This window comes from Wolbachia endosymbiont of Leptopilina clavipes (assembly GCF_006334525.1).
GTDB lineage: Bacteria > Pseudomonadota > Alphaproteobacteria > Rickettsiales > Anaplasmataceae > Wolbachia.
In genome coordinates this window covers 1-10,032 of record NZ_QJHA01000002.1, presented here as the reverse complement: position 1 = coordinate 10,032, position 10,032 = coordinate 1, and the positions used below count along the sequence as shown (strand labels likewise).

Below are 10,032 nucleotides of genomic sequence, written 5' to 3'. Positions count from 1 at the left end.
GAAATTTTGGAATATTGTGATCTTTCAAAGGATATCTCTGAGAGAGTAGAGATTGAGAGGGAGTTTGATGAGTTATTGGCAAAAAATGCTGATGGAAAAATTGGTGATGTTATAGGGCAGTGCATTAATGATGTACAGCAACGTATAAAATGCCTTGAGGAGCCAGTCTTATCAAGAAGGTGCAGTGTGGAAGAAGCACGTGTAGAAAAAACATTTTATCAACAACAAGTACCACAACCTGTAAGATAAGTCTTCATAGTCTATATACTTCTATAGGGGGGCATTCTATAATAAAAGCCATGCTCATTTTTAACCACTGCTTAATAAGAATAAAGTCTTAGCAAAACAAACACAAGAACAATAGGATTTCTTGCTTGCAAAGCAACTCCAAGATCGGGAGGAAAAAGACTTTTTCCTTGCAAGGCAACTTCAAGAGCAACCCTCACGCACAATCTCTTAACCCAAATGGAGGAAGTAAAAATAGAAGATCAGCAGCAACAAATACTTATAAAATAATAACTCTATGGTTAATGTGCGAGATTTAATTAAAAAATGTTGTCATTCGAGTAGCTGACACTGGGCTCCAATGTCAATTACTCGGATAACAAAAAACACAGGCTTCACATGCATCTGCAGTACTGTATTAGTCTACTATCTTCATTCCCACAACATTATACCCTGAATCAACATGTAAAATTTCTCCAGTTGTACCACTACTCAGGTCGCTTAATAAGTATAGTGCTGCCTTGCCAACATCTTCTATTGTAACATTGCGTCTAAGTGGAGAATTACTTCTATTCCATTCCGATATGGAGTGAAAGTCACTTATTCCAGAAGATGCCAAAGTTCTGATTGGACCAGCAGAAATTGCATTTACTCTGATGTTCTGTGGTCCGAGATCACATGCTATATATTTTACACTTGCTTCAAGTGCTGCTTTACATAAACCCATCACATTATAATTTGGCATAACTTTTTCAGCACCATAGTAGGATAAAGTAAGTAAACTACCGCCATTTAACATCATTTTTTCCGCTCTTTGCGCTAAAGCAGTAAAAGAATAGCACGATATATGCATTGCATTAATAAAGTTGTTTAGTGAAGTATTGACATATTTACCATTTAGCTCATTTTTATCGGAGAATGCTATTGCATGTACCAAAAAATCAATAGCACCCCACTTCTCCTTTATTTCCTTAAAAGCATTATCTATAGTTTCCTCATTTGAAACATTACAGTGCAATATTAACTCTACATTTAATTCACTTACTATTGGTAATAATTTCTCTTTTATTGTTTCATTTTGATAAGTGATTGCAAGCTCAGCTCCATGTTCTGAGAGGGTCTGTGCTATACCATATGCTATTGACCTTTTATTTATTATTCCGGTTATTAACCCTTTTTTGCCCTGCAATATCATAGAATTATTTGCCTTTTTTATAATTTGAAATATTAACTAGGCAAAGTCAATTATGTTTTAACTGTAGCTAACGTATAAAAAAGGTTCTGTCGCATCTATAAACCATAGGAAAGAAGATCATTAAAGGTGGGATTATAGGAGTTATGAAGCCATTAACATAGCAAAATTCTCAAAAGTAGAAACATTATTTTAATAATTTGTCTTTTTTGAATCATACGAATATTTTCGGTTCTGTCGCATTTGTAGGGAAGTAGAAAGAAGAATGATATAATTGTCTAAAAAAAAAGCAAAGATGTTTCGTATCAATCAAAAATTGTTGCCATATTTCAAAGGATTTAGCTTTTCAGCGGATGTTATCTGTATACATGAAATGTCGATTCTCTTTGAGCTATCGAGATTTGGAAGAAATGATGAGTATAAGGGGAGCAAAATGCTACGTTACAAAGGTGGGTTATCACCACTGATAGATGAGGCAGTAAGGAAAAGAAAGAAGCAGGTTGGTAGTAGTTGGAGAGACTTACATTAAATTAAACGGTAAATGGGTTTATTTATATACTGTAGACTTCCTCTTGTGTGTTAGTAGAGACAAGTCTGCAGCACTTGCATTCTTTCGTAAAGCCTTCAGGAGTAACTATCTTCCTGAGAAAATTGTAATTGATAAAAGCGGCAGTAATACTGCTGCTCTTGATGATTTGAATGCAGAAATTTCTGAAGATTACAGTTCTTCAAATAAAATATCTAAATAATATTGTTGATAGATTTATCAAAAAACTAATAAAGCCAATGCTTGGGTTTAAAAGCTTCCATTCCGCAAAGATTACCATCACAGGCATAGAAAATATTCGTATGATTCAAAAAAGACAAATTATTAAAATAATGTTTCTACTTTTGAGAATTTTGCTATGTTAATGGCTTCATAACTCCTATAATCCCACCTTTAATGATCTTCTTTCCTATGGTTTATAGATGCGACAGAACCGTTGGTAAACATGAAAGCGCTTTACAACGTTTTTTATGTGAAAGCCAATGTCAGCTACTCAAATGATACCATTTGTTATAAACTCACTTTTACTCTATGGTCTTGTCGATATCCTGAACAGATACAATATTTTTTATTTATAAAATGAAGTAACTACTTATCGTAAAGTTGATCTATAGATATAATACTACCATTTGATGACTTTTCAGCACATTTCTCACTTTCATATTCTTTATCAGAATCAACGCTAAATACTAAAGTATCTCCTGAAATTTTATCATGAAACTCACTAATAGCAAAAAACGGTACAGTGACTTGTTCTTGTTTTCCACGAAAGCTCAAACTAACGCTAAACTTATCTTCAAGAACTTTTAGACCAAAAAATTGATGCTGTAATATAATAAGCATTTGAGTGGGGTATGATTCTTTCAAGTAGTCTGGTATGACAACACCATTAAAGCGCGTAAAAAACAGTATCTCTAAGTGAGGAGTAAAAACATTATCTAATATAGTATTCAAAGCCTTTTTGATAACTTGAAATTTAGCATAACTAAGCGACTTCTGATAATCTGTTTTATCCATATAACCCTTACATGTTTGGGGGAACTTCTGTTACCCGGCGTTCCCTAAACCGTGCTTATAGCAATGAAGTTATAGTGCCTAAATTAAGCAGCTAATGCAACATTTTCTTCAGCAGCAAAGTTATCGTTTGCATCTAAATTGTGAACTCTTAGCGGTGGTATCTAACCGAGCAAAGCTACCATCTTTACTATGCATGTCGATCCTTACTCGCCCCCGTATCAATCAAAAAATATGGTGGAGGCGCCGAGTACTGCCCTCGGGTCCAATACACCTATTACAAGGTAATTTTATTGCCATAGTACAAAAAATGCACATCTTTATTATACAGTAGTATTGAATAAATGTCAAGTTGTTGAACGTAAAATCGGTTGTAAGCTAAAAAATTAATATAAAAATTACTTCGCCTATTTATCTAATCTTAGTATAATCAAAGTAGAGATATTTTTAGAGCTCAAAATCTATCTTCGTCTGCAGACTTTTCTATCAAATAATCAAACTCAGTAAAAATGTAGCGTATCTTCTTCAGCGCACATGGGTGCACACATATGCTTAATCTCTGTCGTATGTGCGTTACATTTTTTCTGTTCTTTATTAATAAATATGGGGGATTCTATGCCTAATTCTTAACAAAAAACTACTCAAATGCTTTTGTAGCTATTGAATTTCTGAGTTCAAGAAAGCAAGAGACAGTATGAGAAATTGCACAAGCCGAAAAAAAGATAAGTTGTGGAACAAAAAATGCAGACAACTGTGGAAAATTACCCACTGGAATCCAGACTTTGATTGTCAAATAAAAAATTCACATCTTAAAAGGATCATATACATTAATTTCCTTAATTTTCACTTTTTCATTTAATAATCTTAAGATGGGCTGTAAATCATCGTCGATTGATAAGCACAGTACTTCTCTATCAAGATAATTGGCTAAATGATTCTTCTTCTCAAGGATTTCTGTTTCTTCCAATAAGTCACATTTATTTAACACTACAATTTCCTCTTTTTCAACAAGATCGCTATTGTAAAGCTTCAGTGCATTATGCGTACAATTATAAGCTGAAATAATGTCATCGTGAGTTACATCAATTAAATGCAGTAAAATTTTGCACCTTTCTATGTGCTTTAAAAATTTGTGTCCGAGCCCAACTCCAAGATGAGCATCAGCGATTATTCCAGGAATATCTGCTATTACAATTTCGCTATAATCCACTTTTGCTACACCTAAATGTGGTCTTATAGTAGTAAATTCATAATCGCCTACTTTCGTATCAGAATTCGAGCAGCGGGTTAAAAATTTAGATTTACCTACATTTGGCATACCAATAATGCCAACATCAGATAAAACTTTTAGCTTCAATATTATATTTCTTTCTTCACCGGGCTGACCATGGGTAAAATGTCTTGGTGCCCTATTAGTAGCAGATTTAAAGTTAGTATTTCCAAGCCCACCTTTTCCACCTTTCACTACTTGAAATTCCATGTCAGGTTTATCAAGATCTACTATTATTTCCTCACTTTCTTCATCGATTATTTGTGTACCAACTGGAACTTTAAGTATAATATCTTTTCCTGCTGTGCCAGATTTATCTCTACTCGTACCACTTTTTCCACTACTCGCTTTAATATGTCTTCGACAACGAAAATTAAGCAAAGTGTTGAGATTTGCATCACTGATGAAAATTATGTCTCCTCCCCTGCCCCCATTACCACCGTTTGGGCCACCAAATTCAACGAATTTTTCTCGACGAAAACTCGCGCAGCCATCGCCACCATCACCTGCTTTTAAATATAATTTAACTTCGTCTATGAAGTCCATGCTAACCCACAATAATATTTAGCATTTTTTCCTAATGAACTTTCTATTCTCATTAATTCATTATACTTTGCAAGCCTATCAGAACGCGACAGCGAGCCAGTCTTGATTTGTCCACAATTCGATGCAACCGCTATGTGGGATATCGTTGTATCTTCTGTTTCACCTGAGCGATGCGAAATAATAGCCCTATAGCCATTTGATTTTGCCATTTCAATAGCAGCAAAAGTTTCCGTAAGCGTTCCTATTTGATTTGGTTTAATTAGTACAGAATTTGCCATTTTTTCCTCTATTCCCTTACTTATTAGTTCACAATTTGTAACAAATAAATCATCCCCGACTAATTGAATTTTACTTCCCAATTTTGCAGTAAGTAATTTCCAACCTTCATAGTCGTCTTCATTCATTGCATCTTCTATAGAAATTATAGGATATTTGCCTACAAGGTCAAAATAATACTGAACCAATTCCTTTGAAGTGAGTTCTCTGTTTTCAAATTTGTAAACTCTATTTTCATAAAAAGTAGATGAAGCAACATCAAGACCCAGTGCAAAGTGATTTTTCATCGAATAACCAGCAGATTCAACAGCCTGAATTATCAAATTAAGAGCTTCTTCAGTGCTTCCAATGTTTGGTGCAAAACCACCTTCATCTCCTACGTTTGTACTATAACCTTTTTTCTTAAGAATGCTGCGCAAGTTATGAAATACCTCTGCAGATATTCTGATTGCTTCACTGAAAGTTTCAGCACCAACCGGAAGAATCATAAATTCTTGAAAATCGAGTTTATTATCTGCATGTACTCCACCATTAATGACGTTAATTAGCGGAACTGGCATCTGCTCTTCCCCTACTCCCAAATACTTATATAACGGCATTTTAAAGCTGTTTGCTGCTGCTTTTGCAACAGCAAGAGACACACCCAAAGTTGCATTTGCTCCAAGTTTAGATTTATTTTTTGTTCCATCTAGTTCAATTAAAACTTTATCAATTGCACTCTGGTTTGCTGCATCCATGCCAATGATTTTATTTGCTATCACTCCACTCACAGATTGAACAGCTTTCAGCACTCCTTTACCACAATACCTTTTTTCATCTTGATCTCTCAGCTCCAATGCTTCTAGTTTACCGGTCGAAGCCCCAGAAGGGACAGCGGCTCTACCTGTTGCTCCATCACATAGTTCTATTTCTACCTCAATTGTTGGGTAACCCCTGCTATCTAAAATTTCTCTTGCAAATACACTGCTGATCGTCTTTTTCATCATGCTAAACCTCCACTAGATTCACAATTGTGTTCACGTTCGGGAAATGTCACCCCAGCGCTGTAACATTTCAGTGTACGAACATTGCAACCTACAGATAAACAGATAATTTGAGTAGCAGATGGTGTCATTCCAGTGCTTGACACTGGAATCCAGTTTTTATTATACAGCCACTTATTTAAAGTTAAGTCTTCTGGATCCCAGTGTCTGGGCACTGGGATGACACCATTCTTAATGGAAGCTATCCCCATATCGCAATGTCTGTACAGTTGTTTGCCTAGACACTGGGATCCAGTTTTACTACACAATTTTATCATATAAATCACCAATGCTTAAGTTTATTTTACTAGCAGCAGCTTTGCAGTTTCTTTCGCTAGTTTAGCTATATTACTACCAGCACCAATAAATAATACTACATCTCCTGAACTTGTCGAATTACTAATAAAATGTGAAATGAGTAAAGCATCATTCATAATCTTCACATCATTAAACCCATTACTGATCAAGGCTTTTTGTATATCATCAATTCCACAGCCAGGAATAGGCTTATCTTCTGGAGGATGGACAGGAGTGAGAATTACATAATCAAACATCATGAAAATTCGTACGAACTCATCAAAAAAATTACGAATACGAGCAAAACGAAGCGGCTCGATAATTCCTATTACCTTTCTTTTAGCAATCGAACGTGCTGCTGCCAGGGTTGCCTGTATTTCATTTGGGTGGTGAGCATAATCCTCAATTAACTTAACACCTTTAATATCGGCAATTAAAGAAAATCTCCTTGCTACTCCTTTAAATTCCAAAAGACCTTTTTTAATCTCTTCATCACTAATTCCAAGTTTCACTGCAGCTGATATTGCAGCCAGGGCGTTGCTAACTTTATGCATTCCTATTGCATTTGATAGCACTACATTCTTTATAATTCTGGTACAAGGTTGAATATCTTCTTTTTGTCCTTCGAGAGAGAGTTCTTTTAATCGAAACACCATATGTACATTATCATCATCAATTTCAATACGCTGAACTAACTTTCTAATTATATTAAATTTAGTCTCCCAATCTACCTCTGATAAATCACACTTTTCCTTCGTTATATGCCCTCTTAACATCTTCACTTCTTCCCATACTACCCCTTCTAGTATATCTGCGCGTATTGATTTGCTGTTACATTCACCAAAACGTTTTCCAGGACAACGATAGTAACTTCTTCCTCCCTTAGCATTACTCATTCCATAATAAACGGATTTGCAACACTGACATATCACTAACCCTTGTAATAAGTATTTTCTTCCACTTTGTTGCATTTTTTCTATTTGTAGCTTTTCTTTTTCCACACTGTATCTCTACGACTTATATATATTTTGCCTATAGTAAAATACGCACATAATGAGCCAAATCAAGGAAAGTGCAAACCAAGTAATTGCGTATACAAGATGCTTTATTGGCTGTATAGTCAATTTGCCACCAAAATTATCTTGCCACAATATACATTTCTCTAGCTTAATACCTAGTTCATTGGAGATCTCTTCTGTACTTAGGGTAAACCATGTATTTGAAGCAATATCATTTTTGATAAACCAATTTTTGCTACCATCACAATACAAAACGCCATCAGCAGCTACTTTTTCAATTTTTGCTTTTTCTTCTTTTTTTTCTCTGACTATTCCTTTATTTATTAACATGTAATGTCCATTGATAAGCAACATAGGAGACAGCACATGATAGCCACGTTGACCTGCGAAAACATATAGTTCTATATCACTTAAAATTCCGTCGATTTTAACGTTTCTGTAGTTAAACTTTGAAAGATTATCACTAGGCAGTAGATGAATAACTGGAAGATCCATATTTTTGATAATATTATTCTTCCAGCTCAATCTAAATAACTGCCATAACCCGAGTGAAAAAAGAAGTAAAAAAGGTATAATGAAAATAAATACTGTTTTTCCTAACACTCTATATTTGTGTTCTCAAGTAATTTTCAATACCCATAAGCTCAATAAGGTCAATCTGTTCTTTGATCCAATGTAAGTGCTCTTCCTCATTTTTCAGTAGTCCTTCTAATAACATTACACTCACGAAATCCTTTTCTTTTTCAGCAACGGAAATTGCCTCTTTGATGCCCTTGATACCTTCTTCTTCTAAGTTAGAATTATCTTCTAAGATTTTCTGCATTGTATCTTTTGTGAACTTTCCTTCATACTTTGAGATTTTATTTGTATCTTGAAAATTTGGCATGCCCTTAAGCAGTAAAATTCTTTCTGCCAGCCTATTTGCATGCTCAAGTTCTTCATTAAGCTCCTTTCTCATCTTTTCTGCAAGTTTATTGATTCCGCTATTTTTAAGAATCGCAGAATGCAAAAGATACTGGCGTACAGAAGTCAGCTCATTTGTAAGTAATTTATTTAAATGTTCTACTATTTCTTTATTCATAACCTTTCTTTAGCTAATATACCAATGTAATCTACATAACAATCAAGGCAACATCAATTCATTTTTCTCACAACAATCGTATCAAATAGCACATCATGAAATGCCTGTTTCCTCTGAGAGAAGCAAGCAACTAAATACCAACTGAAGGTAAGCATCACTATAATTACTTCTAGTGTACTTAAAGCATTTACTGATGTTTGAAAAAGTTTGATAAAGGTGATAATTGAATTATTTAGCATAGGAAGGAAAAACTGAGAGATAGTGCGATCAAATGCTAAGCTCAAACCTATTTTAGAACTATCTAAAGTGATAGTATATATATTCATTAACTGTTGACCAGGAGTTGCTTGAGCTGTTGAAGATATAAAATATGTAAAGTAGCCACAATTTATACACATGTATGACAGGTGTAAAATTAATGGAAAATCCCCTAATGACAACACAATTAGTAAGGTTGGAATTAATAAAATTGCTACATCTATTAAATATGCGCAAAAGCGCCTGTGTACACTAGCGATCTCTGTCATTACCACCTATCTTTCAAATACTTTACTATGAATTCTGTAAGTTTATTAAAATGTTGAAAATATAACAAATCTTCATAACCTCTTATTGATTGTCCGTATACAATAGGTAAGCAATTTGCATTTTGTGCACATAGAATGTCTGTGATGCTGTCACCAACAAAAAACACATTTTCTCTATTTACAGGTAGCGTACTCTCCTCTAGTGCAAATAGCAGTGGAGTTGCAGATGGCTTATCTTCTGCAGTATCACATGATCCAACTATTCTTTCAAAGTAAGAATCTAGTTTAAAGTAGGCAACTTCTTGACGTAAATTAGTATTTTTCTTATTGCTAACTATCGCTAGGTAAATATTGTGGCTTTTCAGTGTCTGCAGCATTTTCTCTACTCCTTCATTCAGAGTAATATTTTGTAACAATGCATTATCTAGGTATTTTTGATATATCTGATTCGCTTTTTTCCACTGATCACCAAACAAATTGACCATGTAGCTCTTTCTTGATTCATGAGAATTTCTATCAACAACTTTACTGCCAGATCCCATCAAATCTAAAGTATGCTTAATGGCATTAGAAATATTATCTTGAGTATCAACTAAGGTATTATCCCAATCGAATACTACCGCTAATAGGCTATTTTTCATTTTTATATTGTGACGTATTTTAAACTAATAAGTAAATAATATTTTGATGATAAAGCTTCTATGTTAATCATTTTTACATAGTAACCTAATACACTGGTTATATTATATGGTTCTGTCGCATCTATAAACCATAGGAAAGAAGATCATTAAAGGTGGGATTATAGGAGTTATGAAGCCATTAACATAGCAAAATTCTCAAAAGTAGAAACATTATTTTAATAATTTGTCTTTTTTGAATCATACGAATATTTTCTATGCCTGTGATGGTAATCTTTGCGGAATGGAAGCTTTTAAACCCAAGCATTGGCTTTATTAGTTTTTTGATAAATCTATCAACAATATTATTTAGATATTTTATTTGAAGAACTGTAATCT

8 protein-coding genes, 1 other RNA gene and 6 pseudogenes are annotated in these 10,032 nt (G+C 34.1%); 2 read left to right on the top strand and 13 right to left on the bottom strand.

The window, feature by feature from the left end:
* Positions 1-249 (top strand): annotated as a pseudogene (locus OUY_RS00175) (hypothetical protein); the annotation flags it as partial.
* Between the two features lie 394 nt (positions 250-643).
* Here the strand turns inward: OUY_RS00175 and OUY_RS00170 are convergent.
* Entirely contained in the window at positions 644-1,420 is a 777-nt protein-coding gene (locus tag OUY_RS00170; protein ID WP_139686373.1) for an enoyl-ACP reductase FabI, read from the bottom strand.
* Between the two features lie 292 nt (positions 1,421-1,712).
* Between OUY_RS00170 and OUY_RS00165 the strand changes: the two are divergent.
* Positions 1,713-2,340: pseudogene (locus OUY_RS00165) on the top strand (IS6 family transposase).
* A gap of 212 nt (positions 2,341-2,552) precedes the next feature.
* Here the strand turns inward: OUY_RS00165 and OUY_RS00160 are convergent.
* The 12 genes and pseudogenes from OUY_RS00160 to OUY_RS00110 all read right to left on the bottom strand — a co-directional run.
* Entirely contained in the window at positions 2,553-2,981 is a 429-nt protein-coding gene (locus OUY_RS00160; RefSeq protein WP_010406729.1) for a ClpXP protease specificity-enhancing factor SspB, read from the bottom strand.
* Positions 2,982-2,997: 16 nt separating this feature from the next.
* Positions 2,998-3,333: a transfer-messenger RNA gene (gene ssrA, locus OUY_RS00155) on the bottom strand.
* Between the two features lie 447 nt (positions 3,334-3,780).
* Positions 3,781-4,794, bottom strand: a complete 1,014-nt coding sequence (cgtA, locus tag OUY_RS00150) for an Obg family GTPase CgtA (protein WP_139686372.1) — start codon at positions 4,792-4,794, stop codon at positions 3,781-3,783.
* Positions 4,782-6,056, bottom strand: a complete 1,275-nt coding sequence (eno, locus tag OUY_RS00145) for a phosphopyruvate hydratase (RefSeq protein ID WP_139686371.1) — start codon at positions 6,054-6,056, stop codon at positions 4,782-4,784. The genes cgtA and eno overlap by 13 nt, the downstream gene beginning before the upstream one ends.
* Positions 6,057-6,122: 66 nt before the next feature.
* A pseudogene (locus OUY_RS06835) lies at positions 6,123-6,271 on the bottom strand (WPE palindromic element domain-containing protein); the annotation flags it as partial.
* 120 nt (positions 6,272-6,391) lie between these two features.
* Positions 6,392-6,976, bottom strand: a pseudogene (locus OUY_RS06710) (glutamate ligase domain-containing protein); the annotation flags it as partial.
* Positions 6,977-7,177: 201 nt separating this feature from the next.
* Positions 7,178-7,360, bottom strand: a pseudogene (locus OUY_RS06705) (recombinase zinc ribbon domain-containing protein); the annotation flags it as partial.
* 39 nt (positions 7,361-7,399) lie between these two features.
* A complete protein-coding gene (locus OUY_RS00130) occupies positions 7,400-8,011 on the bottom strand; it encodes an SURF1 family protein (protein ID WP_139686369.1) in 612 nt (203 codons plus the stop codon).
* Position 8,012: 1 nt separating this feature from the next.
* Positions 8,013-8,489 carry a bacterioferritin gene (gene bfr, locus OUY_RS00125; RefSeq protein ID WP_010406741.1) on the bottom strand — a complete coding sequence of 159 codons (477 nt, stop codon included), beginning with the start codon at positions 8,487-8,489 and terminating at the stop codon, positions 8,013-8,015.
* Between the two features lie 53 nt (positions 8,490-8,542).
* The gene (locus OUY_RS00120) at positions 8,543-9,016 is read right to left on the bottom strand and encodes an RDD family protein (RefSeq protein WP_064085312.1); all 474 of its coding nucleotides are present in this window, start codon (positions 9,014-9,016) and stop codon (positions 8,543-8,545) included.
* Positions 9,016-9,657, bottom strand: coding sequence for an HAD family hydrolase (locus OUY_RS00115; RefSeq protein WP_139686368.1), 642 nt, complete (start codon positions 9,655-9,657; stop codon positions 9,016-9,018). The genes OUY_RS00120 and OUY_RS00115 overlap by 1 nt, the downstream gene beginning before the upstream one ends.
* A gap of 167 nt (positions 9,658-9,824) precedes the next feature.
* Positions 9,825-10,032, bottom strand: a pseudogene (locus OUY_RS00110) (IS6 family transposase); the annotation flags it as partial.

What these genes read in the sequence shown, in the direction of transcription:
- OUY_RS00170 (WP_139686373.1), bottom strand. Translation starts at nt 1,420, where the DNA reads ATGATATTGCAGGGCAAAAAAGGGTTAATAACCGGAATAATAAATAAA.
- OUY_RS00160 (WP_010406729.1), bottom strand. Translation starts at nt 2,981, where the DNA reads ATGGATAAAACAGATTATCAGAAGTCGCTTAGTTATGCTAAATTTCAA.
- cgtA (WP_139686372.1), bottom strand. Translation starts at nt 4,794, where the DNA reads ATGGACTTCATAGACGAAGTTAAATTATATTTAAAAGCAGGTGATGGT.
- eno (WP_139686371.1), bottom strand. Translation starts at nt 6,056, where the DNA reads ATGATGAAAAAGACGATCAGCAGTGTATTTGCAAGAGAAATTTTAGAT.
- bfr (WP_010406741.1), bottom strand. Translation starts at nt 8,489, where the DNA reads ATGAATAAAGAAATAGTAGAACATTTAAATAAATTACTTACAAATGAG.
- OUY_RS00120 (WP_064085312.1), bottom strand. Translation starts at nt 9,016, where the DNA reads ATGACAGAGATCGCTAGTGTACACAGGCGCTTTTGCGCATATTTAATA.
- OUY_RS00115 (WP_139686368.1), bottom strand. Translation starts at nt 9,657, where the DNA reads ATGAAAAATAGCCTATTAGCGGTAGTATTCGATTGGGATAATACCTTA.